The sequence below is a fragment of the Allobosea sp. LjRoot90 genome (assembly GCF_964254315.1).
GTDB lineage: Bacteria > Pseudomonadota > Alphaproteobacteria > Rhizobiales > Beijerinckiaceae > Allobosea.
Genome location: NZ_CAXUTF020000001.1, coordinates 934,988 through 954,076, shown reverse-complemented (window position 1 = coordinate 954,076; position 19,089 = coordinate 934,988). Strand labels below are relative to the sequence as shown.

At 66.1% G+C, this 19,089-nt stretch carries 18 protein-coding genes; 8 read left to right on the top strand and 10 right to left on the bottom strand.

Annotated features, from left to right (window positions below; genetic code table 11):
• Positions 1 to 49: 49 nt before the first annotated feature.
• Complete coding sequence (locus ACSQ3M_RS04590) at positions 50 to 244, bottom strand: hypothetical protein (RefSeq protein ID WP_436148877.1); 195 nt, start codon at positions 242 to 244, stop codon at positions 50 to 52.
• Between the two features lie 302 nt (positions 245 to 546).
• Here ACSQ3M_RS04590 and ACSQ3M_RS04585 point away from each other — a divergent pair, with 302 nt between their 5' ends.
• The 3 genes from ACSQ3M_RS04585 to cysN are packed head-to-tail and all read left to right on the top strand — an operon-like array spanning position 547 to position 3,832.
• Complete coding sequence (locus tag ACSQ3M_RS04585) at positions 547 to 1,305, top strand: phosphoadenylyl-sulfate reductase (protein WP_436148876.1); 759 nt, start codon at positions 547 to 549, stop codon at positions 1,303 to 1,305.
• Complete coding sequence (gene cysD, locus ACSQ3M_RS04580) at positions 1,302 to 2,204, top strand: sulfate adenylyltransferase subunit CysD (RefSeq protein WP_436148875.1); 903 nt, start codon at positions 1,302 to 1,304, stop codon at positions 2,202 to 2,204. The genes ACSQ3M_RS04585 and cysD overlap by 4 nt, the downstream gene beginning before the upstream one ends.
• The gene (gene cysN, locus ACSQ3M_RS04575; protein ID WP_436148874.1) at positions 2,204 to 3,832 is read left to right on the top strand and encodes a sulfate adenylyltransferase subunit CysN; all 1,629 of its coding nucleotides are present in this window, start codon (positions 2,204 to 2,206) and stop codon (positions 3,830 to 3,832) included. Before cysD ends, cysN begins: the two co-directional genes overlap by 1 nt.
• 61 nt (positions 3,833 to 3,893) lie before the next feature.
• Here the strand turns inward: cysN and ACSQ3M_RS04570 are convergent, their stop codons facing one another.
• The 7 genes from ACSQ3M_RS04570 to ACSQ3M_RS04540 all read right to left on the bottom strand — a co-directional run bounded on the left by ACSQ3M_RS04570 (position 3,894) and on the right by ACSQ3M_RS04540 (position 10,145).
• Entirely contained in the window at positions 3,894 to 4,544 is a 651-nt protein-coding gene (locus ACSQ3M_RS04570) for an EF-hand domain-containing protein (RefSeq protein WP_436148873.1), read from the bottom strand.
• A gap of 106 nt (positions 4,545 to 4,650) precedes the next feature.
• Positions 4,651 to 5,082 (bottom strand): RidA family protein, encoded by a 432-nt coding sequence (locus ACSQ3M_RS04565; protein ID WP_436148872.1) that lies wholly within the window; start codon positions 5,080 to 5,082, stop codon positions 4,651 to 4,653.
• Between the two features lie 23 nt (positions 5,083 to 5,105).
• On the bottom strand, positions 5,106 to 6,752 hold the full coding sequence (locus ACSQ3M_RS04560) for a benzoate-CoA ligase family protein (RefSeq protein ID WP_436148871.1): 1,647 nt from the start codon (positions 6,750 to 6,752) through the stop codon (positions 5,106 to 5,108).
• A gap of 76 nt (positions 6,753 to 6,828) precedes the next feature.
• Positions 6,829 to 8,004: an acyl-CoA dehydrogenase family protein gene (locus ACSQ3M_RS04555; protein ID WP_436148870.1), complete on the bottom strand. Its 1,176-nt coding sequence runs from the start codon at positions 8,002 to 8,004 to the stop codon at positions 6,829 to 6,831.
• Position 8,005: 1 nt separating this feature from the next.
• Positions 8,006 to 8,839: an enoyl-CoA hydratase family protein gene (locus ACSQ3M_RS04550; protein ID WP_436148869.1), complete on the bottom strand. Its 834-nt coding sequence runs from the start codon at positions 8,837 to 8,839 to the stop codon at positions 8,006 to 8,008.
• Positions 8,836 to 9,381 carry a MarR family winged helix-turn-helix transcriptional regulator gene (locus tag ACSQ3M_RS04545; protein WP_436148868.1) on the bottom strand — a complete coding sequence of 182 codons (546 nt, stop codon included), beginning with the start codon at positions 9,379 to 9,381 and terminating at the stop codon, positions 8,836 to 8,838. The genes ACSQ3M_RS04550 and ACSQ3M_RS04545 overlap by 4 nt, the downstream gene beginning before the upstream one ends.
• 2 nt (positions 9,382 to 9,383) lie before the next feature.
• Complete coding sequence (locus tag ACSQ3M_RS04540) at positions 9,384 to 10,145, bottom strand: SDR family NAD(P)-dependent oxidoreductase (RefSeq protein WP_436148867.1); 762 nt, start codon at positions 10,143 to 10,145, stop codon at positions 9,384 to 9,386.
• A 228-nt stretch (positions 10,146 to 10,373) separates the two neighbouring features.
• Here ACSQ3M_RS04540 and ACSQ3M_RS04535 point away from each other — a divergent pair, with 228 nt between their 5' ends.
• The 5 genes from ACSQ3M_RS04535 to ACSQ3M_RS04515 all read left to right on the top strand — a co-directional run bounded on the left by ACSQ3M_RS04535 (position 10,374) and on the right by ACSQ3M_RS04515 (position 15,877).
• The gene (locus ACSQ3M_RS04535) at positions 10,374 to 12,737 is read left to right on the top strand and encodes a bifunctional salicylyl-CoA 5-hydroxylase/oxidoreductase (protein ID WP_436148866.1); all 2,364 of its coding nucleotides are present in this window, start codon (positions 10,374 to 10,376) and stop codon (positions 12,735 to 12,737) included.
• A gap of 65 nt (positions 12,738 to 12,802) precedes the next feature.
• Positions 12,803 to 13,120: a hypothetical protein gene (locus tag ACSQ3M_RS04530; protein ID WP_436148865.1), complete on the top strand. Its 318-nt coding sequence runs from the start codon at positions 12,803 to 12,805 to the stop codon at positions 13,118 to 13,120.
• 135 nt (positions 13,121 to 13,255) lie between these two features.
• Positions 13,256 to 14,206: a ring-cleaving dioxygenase gene (locus ACSQ3M_RS04525; RefSeq protein WP_436148864.1), complete on the top strand. Its 951-nt coding sequence runs from the start codon at positions 13,256 to 13,258 to the stop codon at positions 14,204 to 14,206.
• 244 nt (positions 14,207 to 14,450) lie between these two features.
• Positions 14,451 to 15,545: a tlde1 domain-containing protein gene (locus ACSQ3M_RS04520; protein ID WP_436148863.1), complete on the top strand. Its 1,095-nt coding sequence runs from the start codon at positions 14,451 to 14,453 to the stop codon at positions 15,543 to 15,545.
• Between the two features lie 56 nt (positions 15,546 to 15,601).
• Positions 15,602 to 15,877, top strand: a complete 276-nt coding sequence (locus ACSQ3M_RS04515; protein ID WP_436148862.1) for a hypothetical protein — start codon at positions 15,602 to 15,604, stop codon at positions 15,875 to 15,877.
• A 239-nt stretch (positions 15,878 to 16,116) separates the two neighbouring features.
• Here ACSQ3M_RS04515 and ACSQ3M_RS04510 read toward each other — a convergent pair.
• Positions 16,117 to 16,892, bottom strand: a protein-coding gene (locus tag ACSQ3M_RS04510; RefSeq protein ID WP_436148861.1) for an IS5 family transposase whose coding sequence is annotated in 2 segments (ribosomal slippage) — positions 16,117 to 16,560 and positions 16,563 to 16,892 — 774 coding nt in all. Because the reading frame shifts where the segments join, the coding sequence is not laid out codon by codon here.
• A 101-nt stretch (positions 16,893 to 16,993) separates the two neighbouring features.
• Positions 16,994 to 19,063: a methyl-accepting chemotaxis protein gene (locus tag ACSQ3M_RS04505; protein WP_436148860.1), complete on the bottom strand. Its 2,070-nt coding sequence runs from the start codon at positions 19,061 to 19,063 to the stop codon at positions 16,994 to 16,996.
• Positions 19,064 to 19,089: the final 26 nt, after the last annotated feature.

The window sequence follows — 19,089 nt, the reverse complement described above, 5'->3', positions numbered from 1 at the left end:
TCGAGATGGAGCGGGGGAGCTGCGTTTTCAACGGCTACGCGTACTCGCGTCAACCGCGGCGCTGCTGGGGAGCACCGGGCTTGGTCGGCGTTTCCAGCGCGACGGGGTCGCTCGCAGGAAAGGTGCCCTCAAGAGCCTTGTCGAGTTGGTTCTTGGCCGAGCCGCCTGCCTTCTTCTCGTCTGCGCGCTGCTCGCGCTGCTCCTTGCGCAAGCTCTCGACCGCCCGGTTCGCGGAATTGGCCATCGTACCCCCCTGTTTCCCTGCAGGACCGACCTGCGTCCCCGGTTAACGCGGGCGGGGAAGCGAAAGTTCCTGTCCCAAGGGCACCTCAAAGGGATGTTCGGGGGAAGAAGCGCGACCGCTGGAAGGATTTTCTCCATCCGCCCCGAAATACGAAAATTCACGCTACCTGATGTAAATTGATTCGATATCATTCCAGTTATATGTGGATTGTTCGATTTACAGAACGGCCGAGTGATCGGTTTGGGACGGGTGACGGTGTCGCTGAGCGGTTCGCGTCGGCGTCATCCGTGTAGAGCAAGCACATGTTCGAGTTGCAGGAACAGGCCGAAAATCTCAATGCTACGTTCGGAACGGCGGATGCCGGCGAACGTCTCGCGGGACTGGTGCGGCAGGTTTCCGGGCGCCTCGTCTTCACGACCAGCTTCGGCCTCGAGGATCAGGTCGTCACCCATCTGATCGCCACGCAGAAGCTGCCGATCGCGATCGTCACCCTCGATACCGGCCGGCTCTTCGGCGAGGTCCATGCGCTCTGGGCGGAAACCGAAAGGCGCTACGGTATTGCTATCACGCCGTTCTATCCCCGGCACGACGCGGTCGAGGCCTTCGTGCTCGGCCATGGCATCAACGGCTTCTACAATTCGATCGAGGCCCGCAAGGCCTGCTGCAACGTCCGCAAGGTCGAGCCGCTCGGCCGCGCGCTCGCCGGCGCCGCAGCCTGGATCACCGGTCTGCGCGCCGATCAATCGGCAGCACGCGGCGGCGTGGCGCTCGCCGAGGTCGATCGGGCGCGTGGTTTGGTCAAGGTCAACCCGCTGCTCGACTGGTCGCGCGACGAGGCGATGACCTTCGCCCGCAAGCACGACATCCCGCTCAACCCGCTGCACGAGCAGGGTTTCCTCTCGATCGGCTGCCAGCCCTGCACCCGCGCCATTCATCCGGGCGAGCCGGAGCGGGCCGGGCGCTGGTGGTGGGAAGAGGAGGCCGCGAAGGAATGCGGCCTGCATGTCGGTCCGGATGGCCGGCTGGTGCGGTCCAAGCCGGCCGCGGAGGTTTTGGCGTGATCCAGCTCAGTCATCTGCAGAAGCTCGAAGCCGAAGCGATCTTCATCATTCGCGAGGTCGCCGCGACCTGCGAGAAACCGGTGCTGCTCTATTCGATCGGCAAGGACTCCGCCGTCCTGCTGCATCTCGTCATGAAGGCCTTCTATCCCGGCAAGCCGCCGTTTCCGCTGCTCCATGTCGATACGACCTGGAAGTTCGGGGACATGATCGCCTTCCGCGACCAGACCGCCAGTCGGCTCGGGCTCGACCTGATCGTGCACATCAACGAGGAGGGCGTGCGCGCCGGCGTGAACCCGTTCGCCTCCGGCTCGCGCTTGCACACCGACGTGATGAAGACACAAGGGCTGAAGCAGGCGCTCGACAAGCACGGCTTCGATGCGGCCTTCGGCGGCGCCCGTCGCGACGAGGAGAAGAGCCGGGCCAAGGAGCGGGTGTTCTCGCTGCGCTCGGAGCAGCATCGCTGGGACCCGAAGAACCAGCGCCCAGAGCCCTGGCGGCTGTTCAACACGCGCAAGGCGCCGGGCGAGAGCTTCCGTGTCTTTCCGCTGTCCAATTGGACTGAGAAGGACGTCTGGGACTACATCGCGCTCGAGAACATCCCGGTCGTACCGCTCTATTTTGCCGCGCCGCGCCCGGTCGTGCGTCGCAACGGCGCCTGGATCATGCGTGACGACGAGCGCATGGACCTTCTGCCTGGCGAAGTGGTCGAGACCCGGATGGTCCGCTTCCGCACGCTCGGCTGCTACCCGCTGACCGGTGCCGTCGAGAGCGAGGCGACGAACCTCACCGACATCATCACGGAGATGCGCACGTCGCGTTCTTCGGAACGCGAGGGCCGCGTTATCGACCATGACGGCTCCGGCTCGATGGAACAGAAGAAGCAGGAAGGCTATTTCTGATGGCGGCGCTCGCGAAGTTGAAGGGCCAGCCCGCTCCGGCTGGCCAGCCGCATCCCGCCAATGACCAGGGCCAAAACACCGAGGGCAGCGCCCGCGCTTTGCTGCGCTTCATCACCTGCGGCTCGGTCGACGACGGCAAATCGACGCTGATCGGACGCATCCTCTACGAGGCGGGCGCGGTCTTCGACGACCAGCTCACCGCACTCGACAGCGACTCCCGCAAGTTCGGCACGCAAGGCGCGGCGCCGGACTTCGCGCTACTGGTCGACGGGCTCTCGGCCGAGCGCGAGCAGGGCATTACCATCGATGTCGCCTATCGCTATTTCTCGACCGACGCTCGCAGCTTCATCGTGGCCGACACGCCCGGCCATGAGCAGTACACCCGCAACATGGCGACCGGCGCCTCGACCGCCGACCTCGCCATCATCCTGATCGACGCCCGCAAGGGCCTGCTGCCGCAGACGCGCCGACACTCCTTCATCGTCTCGCTGGTCGGCGTCCGCCATGTCGTCGTCGCCATCAACAAGATGGACCTGGTCGGCTATGACGAGGCGGTCTTCAAGCAGATCGAGCAGGACTACCGCAAGGCGGTCGCGGGCTTAGGCTTCGCCAGCATCGACTTCGTTCCGGTCTCGGCTCGCGACGGCGAGAACGTCACCAGCCTCTCCAGCCTGACGCCCTGGTATCGCGGGCCGGCGCTGCTGCCTCTGCTCGAATCCGTCGTGGTCGTCGCCGAGGCTGAGGTCGAGGCCGGCTTCGCTCTGCCGGTGCAATGGGTCAACCGGCCCGACCTCGATTTCCGCGGCTTTGCCGGCACGGTTGCGCAAGGGCGCCTGCGGGTCGGGGATGCGATCTCGGCGCTGCCGTCGGGCCGCCGCAGCACGATTACGCGGATCCTCGCGCCATCCGGAGACGTCTCACAGGCGAGCGCCGGCCAGTCGGTCACCGTCACGTTCGCCGACGAGATCGATATCTCGCGCGGCGACGTCATCGCCTCGCTGACACACGCTCCCATTGTGCAACAGGAACTGCGGGCGCGCCTGCTCTGGACCGGCGAGGCGGCGCTGCGTGAAGGCGGCGAGTTCATCCTCAAGCTCGCCACGTCGACCGCAAACGCCCAGATCGTCCGGCTGCATCACAGCGTCGATATCGAGAGCTATGCCGAAACGCCGGCCCAGAGCCTGGTGATGAACGGCATCGGATTGGCGACGCTGAAGCTCGACCGGCCGCTCGCGGTGCTCGACTATGCCCGCAGCCGCGAGCTTGGCGGCTTCATCCTGATCGACAGGCTCAGCAATCAGACGGTCGCCTTCGGCTTCGTCGAGATCCGCACGGCTCGGGACAAGGCTCGCTCTGTGACGGAAGCCGGTGCTGCTGGCCGCGCAATTCTGCGTTTAGTCGGCTGGCGCGGTGCGCAGGAGCGGCGGGCCTGGCTCGAGGCGGCGAGCTGGCGTCTGGCGTCCGGATTATTCGTCTTCGCCGCCGTGGCGCTGCCGACGGGGCAATGGGCTCTCGCCGCTGCTCTTGGGTTGGGCGATATCGCGCTGCGGCCGCTGCTGAAGGGCCTGCATGCCAGACTATGGGCGAGGAAGGCTCCGCCTGCGCTCTATGACGGGGCGGGAATCTAAGAGCGGGATCTGAAGAGCGCCGGACGGCCTTCTGCCGGCCCGGCGTTGCGCAAGCGGTGACTTAAGCCGCCTGGGAATAGGTCGCGCCAGCTGGAGGTTTTGCTCCGAGCTGGTAGGTCTGGCCATAGGCTTCGGACGCGCCGGCGACTTCTGGTGGCGGCGGTGGCGGCGGCCGGTGCGCGGCGCGTTCCTCCATCTGCTTCTTGAAGTCGTCCATCTCCTTCTTGGAGATCTTGCCGTCCTGGTCCGCGTCCATCGCGGCGAAGAGGCGGCTGAGCAGGCCGTTCGAGCCATCGCCATCGGGGGCGACCGCCTTCAGGAATTCTTCCTTGGCGACGCTACCATCGGAATCGGCGTCGAGCTTGGCGAAGTAGTTCTTGTCGTCGCCGTCCTTGGCGTCGGCCTTCTTCGCCGTCGTGGCGCTGGCCGTATCCGACTGGAGCATCAGCAGGAGGGCCTGCATCTGCTGGTCGGCCTTCTCGAACTTCGCCTTGAAGGCGTCCGATTCCGCCTTGCTGACCGAGCCGTCCTGGTCGGCGTCCATCGCCTTGAACAGCTTCTCGGTTTTCTTACTGTCGGCACCCTTCGGTGCGCCGGCGGCAAATTCATCGAGGTTAAGTACCCCGTCGCTGTTGCCGTCGAGCTTGTCGAAGCTCAGTGGTTTTCCGGGCGGTGGCGGGCGAAAGCCCCCAACGCCGCCGATGCTTGTCATGCGATACTCCTGGTTACGCACCGCCCGGACCGGGCGGCGCCGTCGAGTATCGTGGATAATTCTTGGTAAATTCCTATCGACCCGGAAACCCTACCGGGCCGAGTGCTCAGCCCGCCAGCACCGCCGTCGCCTCGATCTCGACCATCGCCTCGGGCTCGACCAAAGCCGCGACGGCAACCACCGCCATCGCCGGGAAATGACGACCGAAATTGGCGCGATAGGCCGGCCCCAGCTCGGCCAGGCTGGTGCGATAGGCCTCGATGTCGGTGACGTACCAGGTCAACCGCACGATATCCTCGACCTGGCCGCCGCCGGCCTCGACCACCGCCTTGATGTTGGCGAGCGTCTGGCCGACTTGCGCGACGAAGCCCTTGGCGAAGACGCCGTTCGCGTCCCAGCCGACGAGCCCGCCGGTCATCAGAACCTTGCCTTCGGCGACCATGCCGTTGGCGTAGCCGCGCGGCTGCGGCCAGCCTTCGGGCAGAACGGCGCGGGCGCGGCGCGAGATGGTATCGGAAGGCGGCGAGCCGCTGGTCATGGCGTGGTCTTTCTCAATAGGAGTCAGGAGGCTGCGGCCGCTTCCTGGCGCGCGATCTCGCGCAGGGCAAAACGTTGCAGCTTCCCGGTAGGGGTCTTCGGCAGGGTTGTCACGAAAGCGATGGCGCGGGGGTACTTGTAAGGCGCGATCGCCGCCTTGACGTGATCCTGCAGCGCCTTCGCCAAAGCGGCATCGCCGGCGAAGCCTTCGCGCAGCAGCACATAGGCCTTCACGATCTGGCCGCGCTCCGGGCAGGGGGCGCCGACGACGCCGCATTCGGCCACCGCCTCATGTGTCAGCAGGCAGGCTTCGACTTCCGGCCCGGCGATATTGTAGCCGGCCGAGATGATCATGTCGTCGGAGCGGGCCTGGTACCAGAAATAGCCGTCGGCATCGCGCAAATAGGTGTCGCCGGTGATGTTCCAGCCGTCGAGGATGTATTTGGCCTGGCGCGGATCGGCGAGATAGCGGCAGCCGGTAGGGCCGCGCACGGCGAGGCGACCCGGCGTACCGTCGGGCACTTGCCTGCCGTCCTCGTCGACGATCTTCGCTTCATAGCCCGGCACTGGCAGGCCGGTCGCCCCAGGGCGGATTGCCTCGCGCGGCGCGCCGATGAAGATGTGCAACATCTCGGTTGCGCCGATGCCGTCCATCAATGGCAGCCCGGTCGCTTCCTGCCACGCGTCGAAGGTCGCCTTCGGCAGCGCTTCGCCGGCGGAGACGCAGATGCGCAGCGAGGAGAGATCGCGCTCGCCGAGCTTGCCGAGCATGGCGCGATAGGCGGTCGGCGCGGTGAAGCAGACGGTGGCACGGTAGCGCTCGATCGCTTCGGCGAGATCGGGCGGTGCGACCTTGGCCGGCAGCACGCAGGCGGCGCCGATCCGCAACGGGAACAGCACGATGCCGCCGAGCCCGAAGGTGAAGGCGAGCGGTGGCGAGCCGATGAAGCGGTCGTCAGGCAAGGCCTTGAGGACGCGCGCGCCGTAAGCATCGCAGATCGCCAGCAGGTCGCGCTGGAAATGCATGGTGCCCTTGGGCTCGCCGGTGGTGCCCGAGGTGAAGGCGATCAGGCAGACATCGTCCTGCGCCGTGTCAGCCGGCTCGAAGACTTCGTAGCCGGCTTTCCCCATCAGGGTTTCGAGGGCGCCGTCTCCCCATGTCACAATGGTCGAGAGTTCAGGTGCAAGAGCTTGAGCTGCCTTGAGTTCGCCGACTAATGAGGCGTCGCACAGCGCCAGCGCGATCTTCGCCTTGCGGATCGGATAGGCGATCTCGCCGGCACGCAGCATCGGCATGGTCGCGACCACGACGCCGCCGGCTTTCAGCACAGCGAAATAGGTCGCGACCATCATCGGCGTGTTGGCGGCACGCAGGAGCACGCGATTGCCTGGCACCATGCCGAGATCGTGGGTGAGCACGTTGGCGATGCGGTTCACCTTGTCGGCGAGCGCCTGATAGCTCCAGCTCTCGCTCGGCCCGATCACTGCGTCATGCCCGCCACGACCCTCGGCGACATGGCGGTCGACGAATTCGGTGACGACGTTGAGCCGCTCCGGATAGCTCAGCCCGGCCGCGGCGAGGTCGAGGCGCGGCCAGCTTTCGCGCGGCGGCAGGTTGTCCCGCGCGAAGCCGTCCACATGTCCCGACCGCATGAACCCTGCGGTATCCATCTCGTTCCCCTGGTCTATTTTTTGAGCATGTTCTTGTCGCAAAACCGGTTTCCACTTTTGCGGAACATGCTCGGCCTTACTTCAGCAGGTCGCGGGCGATCACGACCTTCTGCACCTCGCTGGCGCCTTCGTAGATCCTGAGTGCCCTGATCTCGCGGTAGAGTTCCTCGACCTTGACCCCGCGGGTGACGCCGAGTCCGCCATGGATCTGCACGGCACGGTCGATCACCTTCTGGGCGTTCTCTGTCGCGACCAGCTTGGCGAGCGCCGCCTCGCGGGTGACGCGGGGTGCGCCCTGATCCTTGGTCCAGGCGGCGCGGTAGACGAGGAGGGCGGCGGCATCGACCTCGGCTGCGCTGTCGGCGATCGCGGCCTGCGAAAGCTGGAGATCGCCGAGCGTGCCGCCGAAGAGCTTGCGGCTCTTCGCGTGCGACACGGTCTCGTGCAGGGCGCGGCGGGCAAAGCCGAGCGCGGCGGCGCCGACCGTCGAGCGGAAGATGTCGAGCGTCGCCATCGCGACCTTGAAGCCGTCGCCAGGCCCGCCGATGCGGTTTTCCACCGGGATGCGGCAGGCCTCGAAGCGCAAGGTCGCCAGCGGATGCGGCGCGATCACGTCGATGCGCTCGGTGATGGAGAGGCCGGGCGTATCGGCCTCGACCAGGTAGGCCGAGAGCCCGCGTGCGCCGGGCGCCTCGCCGGAGCGGGCGAAGACGACATAATGATCGGCGATACCGCCATTCGAGATCCAGGTCTTCTCACCGTCGATCCGGACATGGGTGTTGCCATCCGGCGTCGCCGTCGTCGCCAAAGCGGCGACATCGGAGCCGGCCTCCTTCTCGGAGAGGGCGAAGGCGGCGATCCGTTCGCCACGCGCCACCGCCGGCAGGATGCGAGCCTTCATCTCGGGCGAGCCGGCGACGGTGATCGCGCCCGTTCCCAGCCCCTGCATGGCGAAGGCGAAATCGGCGAGCCCGTCGCGGGCGGCCAGGATCTCGCGGGCGAGGCAGAGCGTGCGCACGTCGAGCGCCGCGTGCAAACCGCCGTATTCCGCTGGCACGGCGGCTTTGAGGAAGCCGGCCTCGCCCAGCGCCTTCACGCGAGCGCGGCAGGCTTCGTCGACATCGTCATGCGGCAGTCCGGGCAGGGTAGCGTCGGCCCAGGCGGAAAGCCTCTGCGCGAAGTCGCGGTGATGCGCCTCGAAGAAGGGCCAGCCGAGTGTGTCGCCAAGAATGCCGAGGCCAAGGGAGACCATATCAGTTGCCCTCGAAGACCGGCTTCCGCTTCTCGGCGAAGGCGTGATAGGCGCGGGAAAAGTCCTCGGTCTGCATGCACAGCGCCTGCGCCACCGCTTCCGCCTCGATCGCGGACTCGACCGACATCGCCCATTCCATTTCGAGCATGCGCTTGGTCATGGCGTTGGCGAAGGTCGGCCCGTCGGCGAGCTCCCCGGCCAGCGCCTGCGCCTCGGCGAGCACGCTCTCGCGAGCGATCAGCCGGTTGAGGAAGCCCCAGCGCTCGGCTTCCTCGCCCTTGAGTACCCGGCCGGTATAGAGCAGCTCAGCAGCGCGCCCCTGCCCAACGATGCGCGGCAGCATCGCGCAGGCGCCCATGTCGCAGCCGGCGAGGCCGACGCGGTTGAACAGGAAGGCGATCTTCGTCTCGGCCGCGCCGAACCTGAGATCCGAGGCCATGGCGACGATCGCGCCGGCGCCGGCGCAGATGCCGTCGATCGCGGCGATGACCGGCTGCGGGCAGGCCCGCATGGTTTTGACCAGTTCCCCCGTCATCCGCGTGAACTTGAGCAGGTCTTTCGTGTCCATTGCGACCAGCGGCCCGATGATCTCGAAGACGTCGCCGCCCGAGGAGAAATTGCCGCCGGCACCGGTCACCACGATCGCCTTGACCTCGTCGTCCTTCTGCGCGGCGAGGAAGAAGTCGGTCAGCTCGCGATAGCTCTCGAAGGTCAGCGGGTTCTTCTTCTCCGGCCGGTTCAGCGTCACGGTCGCGACCTTGCCGGCGACAGTGAGCTGGAAATGCTGCGGCTGGAAGCCGGAGAGCGGCAGGGTGACAGGGTTGGCGCTGGTCATTCGTTGTCTCCCGCCGTGGTCGGCGTGCCGCTCTGGCGCTTGCTGATGGCCTGGTGCAGCGACGCTTTGGCCCCGCCGAGCAGCCGGAAAAGCTGGCCGATCTCGGCGGACCCAAGCCCGACGAAAAGCTCGGCGATCCAGCCTTCATGGCGCTCGGCCATCGCCTTGAAGGCGCGCCGGCCCTGGGCGGTCAGCGTCAGCACCTGGACGCGCCGGTCCTGCGCAGCCGGGCGCTTGTCGACCAAGCCGTCGGCCAGCAGGCCGGCGACGACCGCAGTGACATTGCCGTTCGAGACCATCAGGCGCTGCGAGACCTCGCCGACGGTCATGCCGGTGGTCGACTTCTCGAGCTGCGCCATCAGATCGAAGCGCGGCAGCGTCGTCTTGAATTCCTCGCGCAGGCGGGTGCGGATTTCGCTCTCGATCAGGGTCGAGCAGGTCAGCATCCGCAGCCAGAGCCGAAGCTCGTCCTTGTGGTCGCCGGGGCGTTCGCTCGCCTTGGTCTCGCGATCGAGCGGGGGGGCGCTGGACGGGATTTCCATGGTCAGAACTCCCCGCCATTGATCAGGATGGACTGACCGGTGATGCTACGGCTCTCAGGTCCGCAGAGATTGAGGACGGTGGCCGCGACTTCCTCCGGCGTGATCAGCCGGTGCTGCGGATTGTCCTTGGTGAGCTCCGCCAGCGCTTCCTCACGAGTCTTGCCGGTCTTGGCGGCGATCGTGGTCAGGCTGCCGGCGACCATGTCGGTGTCGGTATAACCTGGGCAGACGGCGTTGACGGTGACGCCACTCCGAGCCGTCTCCAGCGCCAGCGAGCGCACGAGGCCTACGACCGCATGCTTGGCGGCGACATAGGCCGAGACGTAAGCGTAGCCGCGATGGCCAGCGGTCGAGGCGATGGCGATCAGCCGCCCGGAACCGCGCTGGGTCATGGCGGGCAAAGCAGGCCGGAAGCAGTTCACCGTGCCGATCAGGTTGATCTCGACCATGCGCCGGAACAGCGCTGCATCGCTGCGCGGGAAGCTCGCGCTTTCGGCCGCGCCGGCATTGGCGACGACGATGTCGAACGGTTGTCCTGCTGCGAGCCCGGCCATCGCCTCGCTCACTGCGGTTTCATTGGTCACGTCGACGGAATGGGCGGCATCGGCAGCACCGTCGAGCACTGCCTGTTGCAGGATGTCGTCATTGCGGCCGATGATCGAGACGCGGGCGCCGGCCTGGCGGAGCGCGGTGGCGATGGCGCGGCCGATGCCGCGTCCGCCGCCGCTCACCAGGGCATGCTGTCCCGTCAGAGCCGATGCCATGCCGTTCACTCCCTCTTGCAGGCCAATATATTTTAGGTCTGAAACATTTTGCAAGAGGCGATACGCGATCTACGGGAAGGCGCGAAATAATGCGGTATAACAGCATATTGCGCGATATATCGATGAGTTTCCATAACCCGGCCGATGTCTCGTCGTTGGCTTCCAGCGAGAGGCTTGAGCCAAAATTATTTTAGGTTTAAAATGATTTTGCGAGCCAGGGAGAGCGTGATGCGCATTGCAGTCGTGGGCGGCGGACCGGCGGGGCTCTATTACGCGCTGCTGATGAAGCGAGACTGGCCGGCACTCGACGTTACCGTGTTCGAGCGCAATCGCGACGACGACACCTTCGGCTTCGGCGTCGTCTTCTCCGACCAGACGCTCGACCTGTTCAAGGCGGCCGACCAGCCGAGCTACGAGGCGATCGTCAAAAGCTTCGCCTATTGGGACGACATCGAGATCCATTTCAAAGGCACGGCGCAGCGCGTGCCCGGCAACGGCTTCTGCGGCTGCTCGCGCCGTACATTGCTGATGCTCTTGCAGGAGCGGGCGCGTCAGGTCGGCGTCAGACTCGTCTTCTCGCAGGAGATCGAGGATGTCGCGGCGCTGAAGCGCGATTACGATCTCGTCGTCGCCGCCGACGGCATCAACAGCCGCATCCGTGAGGGCGATCGCGAACGCTTCGCGCCGGAGGTCGACCTCAGACCGAACCGCTTCGTCTGGATGGGCTCGACCCGGCCCTTCGACGCCTTCACCTTCTTCTTCAAGGAGACGGAGCACGGCGTCTTTATCGCCCATTGCTACCAGTACGAGGTCGGGCAATCGACCTGGGTGCTGGAGACCGACCCCGAGACCTTCGCCCGCGCCGGGCTGGAAGGCATGGACGAGGCCGGCACGGCCGCTTTCCTCGAACAGGTCTTCGCCGAGGAACTGCAGGGCCACCGGCTGATCACCAATCGCTCGCTCTGGCGGCAGTTCCCGATGATCCGCTGCGCCAACTGGGTGGCCGATAATGTCGTGCTGATCGGCGACGCCAAGGCAACGGCGCATTTCTCGATCGGCTCGGGCACCAAGCTCGCCATGGAAGATGCGATTGCGCTGCACCGCGCCTTCCATCGCGCCGGGCTCGACGTCAAGGCAGCGCTCTCAGCCTTCGAGACCGGACGGCGCGAGGAGGTCGAGAAAACCCAGCACGCCGCCGACGTCTCGCTGGTCTGGTTCGAGCAGCTCAAGCGCTTCTGGGATTTCGCGCCGCTGCGCTTCGCCTTCGGGCTGATGACGCGCTCCAAGGCGATCACCTACGACAACCTCGCTCTACGCGCGCCCGAATTTGTCGCTGCGATCGATCGGGTTGTCGCTGACGATCTCGGTGCCGATCAGGTGTCGCGCCGTGACGGCACGCCGGTGCCGCCGGCCTTCCAGCCCTTCGCCCTGCGCGAGATGCGGGTCGCGAACCGCTTCGTCGTCTCGCCCATGTGCCAGTATTCCGCGCAGGAAGGCCTACCGGGTGACTGGCACCTGATGCATTACGGCGCGCGCGCCATCGGCGGGGCAGGGCTCGTCTTCACCGAGATGACCTGTGTCTCGGCCGATGCCCGCATCACGCCCGGCTGCACCGGCCTCTACAGCGACGAGCAGGAAGGCGTCTGGACGCGCATCGTCGATTTCGCCCACGCCAACTCGACGGCGAAGATCTGCCTGCAGCTCGGCCATGCCGGGCGCAAGGGCGCGAGCAAGCTGATGTGGGACGGGATGGACCGGCCGCTCGACGAGGGCGCCTGGCCGATCGTCTCCGCCTCGCCCTTGCCGTACTATCCCGAGAGCCAGATCCCGCGCGAGCTGGCGCGGGCCGACATGGACCGGATTACGGCCGATTTCGTCGCGGCGGCCAAGCGCGGCCTGCGCGCCGGCTTCGACATGCTCGAGCTGCACTGCGCCCATGGCTATCTGCTGGCAAGCTTCCTCTCGCCGTTGACCAACCAGCGCACGGACGCCTATGGCGGCTCGCTCGAAAACCGCCTACGCTATCCGCTCGAAGTCTTTGCCGCGCTTCGCGAAACCTGGCCGGCCGACAAACCGATGTCGGTGCGAATCTCCGCGACCGACTGGCAAGAGGGTGGCCTCAGTCCGGACGATTCGGTCGCGATCTCGGAGGCCTTCGCGCAGGCGGGCTGCGACCTCGTCGACGTCTCGACCGGGCAGACCACGCCGCGAGCGCGGCCGCTCTATGGCCGCATGTTCCAGACCTCGTTCGCGGACCGGATCCGCAACGAGGCCGGTATCGCGACCATGTGCGTCGGCGCCATTACTTCGGCCGATCAGGCCAACACCATCGTCGCCGCCGGCCGCGCCGATCTCGTCGCACTCGGCAGACCGCATCTGGCCGACCCGTCCTTCGTGCTGCGGGCGGCGGCCTGGTACGGCGCCGATGTCGCACAGCCGGTTCAGTATCAGCCCGGCAAGGACCAGCTCATGCGCAACACGCCGCGCGAGCGCGATGACCTCGAGACCCTCAAGCTCAAGGCCAAGCCGAGCCGGCATGGCGGCGCGCCGGCTGATGCGATGACCACTCCGGCTGCGCGGGCGGCGGAATAGGCGGGAACCCGAACTCGCGGCCGCGGGTTGATCGACGAACGCCTCATGAGGTTCGGAGATTCACCATGGCCGCCAGAACGACGATGCTTGCCCTGCTGACGACGGTCGCGCTGACCACCGCCGCCATGGCGCAGACACCTCAAACCACAAAACAGCCCGACAACTCCGGCGTCGGCCCGACGACCACGCATCCGAGCCAGGTCGACAAGGGCCAGAACATGATCCTGCCTTCGGCCGGACAGGCCGGGCAATCGGCTGCGCCGACCATGGTCTATGACTGCAAGAACAGGCCGCAGGACTGCACCACGCCTCCGGCTCCGGGCGACAAGAGCAGCATGCCGAAGCAATCTGATGCGCCGGCGACCTCCGCTCCCTCGAAGTGAGGGGGCTGACATTGCGTTTGTGCAATTTATGATTGGATTGACGCTGTCTTTATGGCGTCGTCGCAATAGCTATCTTCCTGGGCAACCGATCCTGCTGCGTCTTTCGATGAGGCGCACAACCAAGGGGCCCACATCATGCAACTCACCGGCATCCACCACGTCACCGCCATCACCGCACAGGCTGCGCAAAACCGGCGCTTCTATGTCGAGACGCTCGGCCTGCGCCTGGTCAAGAAGACGGTGAACCAGGACGACACCTCCGCCTATCACCTGTTCTATGCCGACGGCGCCGGCTCGCCCGGGACCGACCTGACCTTCTTCGACTGGCCGACTTCTCCCGCCCGGCGCGGGACGAATTCGATCACCCGGACCTCGCTCCGGGTCGCGAACGAGGCCTCGCTCGACTTCTGGCGCGAGCGGCTGACGGCTGCCGGCGTCGCGGTCTCCGAGACGCGGCTGCTCAATGGCCGCGCCGCGCTCGATTTCGAGGATCCGGAGGGCCAGCGCCTGACGCTCGTCGTCGATGGCGGCGAGATCCCGTTCGTCGCCTGGGAGAAGAGCTCGGTGCCGGCCGAGCATCAGATTCGTGGCCTTGGCCCGGTGACGATCTCGGTGCCGCAGATCGAGCGGACCGAACTCGTCCTGACCAAGCTGCTCGGGCTGGAGCGTATCGCCGATTACCGTGACGCAAGCCATGCTACCGGCGACATCCATGTCTTCCGGATCGGCGAGGGCGGCCCGGCGGCGGAGCTCAATGTCGCGGTCGAGCCCGGTCTTGCTTCTGCGCGTGAAGGCGCTGGCGGTGTCCACCATCTCGCTTTGCGGACGCCGAGCTTCGGCGAGTACGACGCCTGGGCCGAGCGGCTGCGCGCCTCTGGCTATCCGAACAGCGGCCCGGTCGATCGCTTCTATTTCCGCTCGCTCTATCTGCGCGAGCCGAATGGCGTGCTGATCGAGATCGCCAGCGACGGGCCGGGCTTCGCCGCCGACGAGCCCTTCGAGACGATGGGCGAGGGGCTTGCGCTTCCGCCTTTCCTCGAGCCGAAGCGGGCGGCGATCGAGGCCGGGCTGAAGCCCCTGGCTTGAGCGTTCCAAAAGCTATCAGGACGCGCTGCGGCAGACCTTGCCGCAGCGCGTCAGCTTTCCGTAAGACTGTTTCGATTCATCGGGAATTAACCAGCTTCGCGCTCAATGCGTGGACGAGGTTGGGGCTTCCCGAGACTGACGAACAGGCCGAAACGGTCTGCCCAGCGCGATAGAGCGTGTCGGCAAGACGAGAGCGGCGCTGCGCCTGAGCGGGATGCTTGCAAAGTGTCCTGAGGCGTTGCGTATGCGTAGCTCGAACAAGTTCGCCGGCTATTCCTATAGCCTGAAGCGTCGGCGCCGCAGTCCCTTCATTCGCCTTGGCGTGCTCGTGGCCGTTGCCGGTGGTGCGATGGCGGGTTTCTCTGCCTGGTCGGGCAGGCAGGCCGAGCCTGCGGTTATCGCAAGCCCGGCGGCCAAGAAACACGCTCCGACGAATTCAGCGCCGCTGGCGCACACATCGACGCCGCTGCTCCGCCCTGGCTATGTCGTCGGCTACGTTGCTCAGTCGCTCGCTGGCAGTGCGCCCTTGTCTGGTCGTTTCCAGTCGGCGATGGCTGATCCTGAAACGACCGGCTCGATCACCCCGTCCGATCTCGCCAAGCCGAGCCTGGCAACGACCACGGTCGCGATCCAACCCGCTGCCGAGCCGCCGCAGATTGCCCTGATCGCCCCGCGCCCGGTCCCGCGTCCGGCGGATCTGAAATTTCCGAAGCCGCCGGAGCCGAGCGTCGCAACGCGCGCGACGTCGCGCCAGAGCAAGGATGTCGTCGCCAAGGCCGAGCCCACCGACAACCGCTCCTTCTTCGAAAAGCTCTTCGGCACGAATGCGCCGCAGACTTCCGGCGAGCGTCTCGCCTATGCGGCGCCGCAGGATGACATCACCCAGCGCAGCGGTCGCGGCAGCGGCCTGACCGTCGCTCCGGCGCCGATACCGCTGGCGTCCACGCCGGTCGCCGGCGGCAAGACAGCGATCTACGACATCAGCGCGCGCGTCGTCTATTTGCCCAATGGCGAGCGGCTGGAGGCCAATTCCGGCCTCGGCGACAAAATGAACGACCTGCGCTTCGTCCATGTCCGCATGCATGGGCCAACGCCGCCGCACGTCTACAATCTGACCGAGCGCGAATCCCTGTTCCATGGCGTGCGTGCGATCCGCATGCATCCGGTCGGCGGCAGCGGCAAGATCTTCGGCCGCGCCGGGTTGCTGGTGCACAACTACCTGCTCGGGCCGCGTGGCGATTCGAATGGCTGCGTCTCGGTCAAGGACTATGAGCGCTTCCTGCAGGCCTTCCTGCGTGGCGAAATCAAGCAGCTCGTCGTGGTCGCCGGCCGGAGCTGAAAGCTCGCCAGCCACCTAACCTTGCGCGAGCAGCGTCACGCTGGTCTGATCGGCGAATGACGAGACTGGTCCATCGAGCAGCACGCCTGCTTGCACTCTCGGTGCTCGCACTTCCGCTCGCGACGACAGTCCCCGCCGTTGCCGAAGTGCGCTTCGGCAACAATGTCCGCATCGGCGGGCACGATGTCTCGAACCAGCGCTTCGACCGCAGGAACCGTGGCGTCTATCACATCCATGAAGGCCGGCCGCGCAATCCGGGCTGCAGCTGGCGTTCGGACGGAAGGGGCGGGCGCGTCAAAATCTGCCATCTGCAGCGCATCAAGCGGCGCTGATAGCGGCGGGCTGGAGCCCGTTCCGATGAACTTGCACCAACCTGACTGGATCCGGTTCTAAGTATGAGGCCCTGGGCTGCCGGCTCGCACAGACTTGCCTGGGGCATGCAGATTCTCGCGGAACTACGCGGTCACCCCGGGCTTGACCCGGGATCCATGCCGGAGCGCTTCCGACAGAGGTTCAGGCATGGATCCCGGCTCTGCGCTTCGCCTCGGCCGGGATGACACGCGGTTTCCCGCTAGGGCCGAGACTCAATTGCCCACCAGGTGATTGCGGCTGCGATGCAAACGGCTGAGAGGAAGATGTCTGCGCGTTTGTCGTATCGTGTCGCGATGCGGCGGAAGTCCTTGAGCCTGCAGAACATGCGTTCGATGAGGTTTCGCGCGCGATAGGCCTCGCGGTCGTAGGCGTGCGGGTTCTTGCGGGTTGGATTGGGCGGGATGACAGGCTCAGTTCCGCGCTCGACGAGCCAGTCTCGCAGGCTGGCGGCGTCATAGGCCCGGTCGGCCAGCAGTTTGTGGCTGGGCCGGCGGATGGCGAGCAGCGCCCTGGCGCCGGCGAGGTCATGGGCGTTGCCGGGCGTCAGGACGAAAGCGACGGGCCGTCCGCGATCATCGCTCAGCGCATGGATCTTGGTGGTCCGCCCGCCGCGCGAGGTGCCAATGGCGTGATGATGAGCCCCCCTTTTGCGCCCGCCGCCGAACGATGAGCCTTGATGTGGGTGGAATCCACCGCACCGGTGAACACCCCGTCCGAGCCGGTCAATGCGTAGAAGATCCGTTCCCACACACCCTGCCGGCTCCAGCGGTTCCAGCGATTATAGACCGTGGTCGAGGGGCCATAGATCGTCGGGCAGTCCTTCCAACGCCCGCCCGAGCGCAGCATGTGCATGATGCCGGAGATCACACGGCGGTCGTCCACTCGCCGCGCCCCGCGCCGGCCCCGAGGCAAATGCGGCTGAATCGCCTCCCATTCAGGATCCGACAGCCAATAAACCTCTCGCTTCCTTGCCATCCAAAAACCTCCGGACGCCAAGGAATCAGACCATCACCTCTCCAGCAACCCCAATTGGGTTTCGAGCCTAGTGCGCGATAGGCTCTGCGCTTCGGTCTCTCTCAGAACTCTTCCCACCCGGCGTCGCCACCGCGGGCGTTCGCGACCTTGCGAGCTGGAGCTGGAATGCGAGCGGGAGTTGCGCGCTCGCGGCGCGGCGTGGGCTGCTGCTGAGCAAAGGCGGCTTCCGCCAGCGTCCGCAGCCTTTCCGGCTCGGACGCAGCCGGTTGGCGCGACAGGGCGCCAGGGCTCTCGCTGGTCCGGAAGCCAGCGACCAGGGCATTGAGCTCACCGATCTTGCTGGAAAGCGCACCGGCGGACGCGGCACTCTGCTCGGCCAGCGCAGCATTCTGCTGGGTCATCTCGTCCATATGGGCGACGGTCTGGCTCATCTCCTCGATGCCGTTGGCCTGCTCGCTCGAAGCGGCGGCGACCTCCGAGACGGTCGCCTGGACGCTTCCCGCCGCTTCGACGATGCGGGTGAGCGCATTGCCGGCCTGGCGCACGAGCTTCACCCCGGCCTCGACCTCGCTGTTCGAGGAGGAAATCAGGCCGGAAATATCCTTGGCTGCCTCGCTCGAACGCTGGGCGAGGGTGCGGACCTCGCTCGCCACGACCGCGAAGCCCTTGCCGGCATCGCCAGCGCGCGCAGCTTCGACCGCTGCATTCAGGGCGAGAAGGTTGGTCTGGAAGGCGATATCGTCGATCACGCGGATGATGTCGGAAATCTTCTTCGAAGCCTGCTCGATCCGGACCATGGCCGAGACCGCATCGGTGACGATGTTGCCGCCGTCCTGGGCGACCTGCATGGCCTGGCCGGCCTGTTGGACGGCTTGCTGGGCGGACAGCGCGGCTGCCTTCACCGACGCCGCGAGCTGCTCCGTCGTGGCGGCGCTTTCTTCAAGCGAGGAGGCCTGTTCCTCGGTCCGCTTGGAGAGGTCGTCCGCGCCCGTATTGATCTCGCGCGCCGACAATCCGACATCGGCCGACATCGTCTGGATTGTACTGACCGTCGAGGACAGGCGCGACATCGTCTCGTTGATCGCGTCCTTCAGCTCGGCGAAGCGCCCGCGATAGGCGGTCGGCACCTGGTTGGTCAGATCGCCGGCGGCCAGGGCCTGCAGCACCGCGACGAATTCCGTGGTGGCATTGTCGACCACCGCGTTGATCTCGTTGATCCCGGCGACGAGCTGCTGCATCTGCTCGTCGCCATGGTCGATCTGGAGCCGGGCCGAGAAATCGCCGGCGGCAGCGGCTGCGACGACTTCGCCGACATCCGACACCACCGAGGCCATCGCGTCCGCCGAGCGAATCCGCGCTGCGGCAGCGGCACGCTCCTGCTCCTGCAGCAGGGCGACCTGCTCGGTGCTCTCGCGTAGCACCGAAACGGCTCGCGCCATCTCGCCGATCTCGTCTCGGCGCCTGGTGTGCGGCACCTCGATCTGCGTATCGCCTGCGGTCAGGCGGCTCATCGTGCCGCCAAGATCGACGAGGGGACGAATGATCGAGCGTCGAGAGAAGACGAGCGCGCCGGCAATGGCGGCGCCGAGGACCAGAATGAGCGCGATCGGCAAGAAGATCCGCACCTGTTCGAAGAAGGTGGTCGCCTCCGCATCGACTTCGTTGGCGCGTGCCTCGTTGAAGCTGCTCAGTGAGGTGAGCTCCTCCTGCAGCGTCGCGCGGTTCTTCTTGCTGGCGTCGCTGTTGCCCCAGGCTTCGGCGGCGCGGGCCGAAATCTCGCGAACCATGCGCGTGGTCTCGAGCCGGATGCCGGTGAATTCGGCGATCAGTCCGCTGATCTTCTCCATGCGCTCGCGCTCGCTGGCGGGAACGACCTTGGCGAGATCCTTGCGGCGTTCCTCGACTTTGGTCAGGCCGCCCTCGACCGTCGTTGCGGCGATACCGGCGAAATGCGGGTTGCGCGCGGTGTAGACAAGGTAGGAATCAGCGATGACGAGATTGACCGCGGCATTGAGGCGTTCGGCAGCCAGCGCGATGTGATTCTGCTGCGATGAGCGCCCATTCATCGTGTCGATGCGGGTCATCGCCAACAATGCGCAGCCGAGTGCAACTAAGGCGCCAGCCGCGACAATCGCGATCAGCCCCAAAATCTGGGTCCTGATGGATTTCATGATGTCCCCCGCACGCCGCTGTTTTG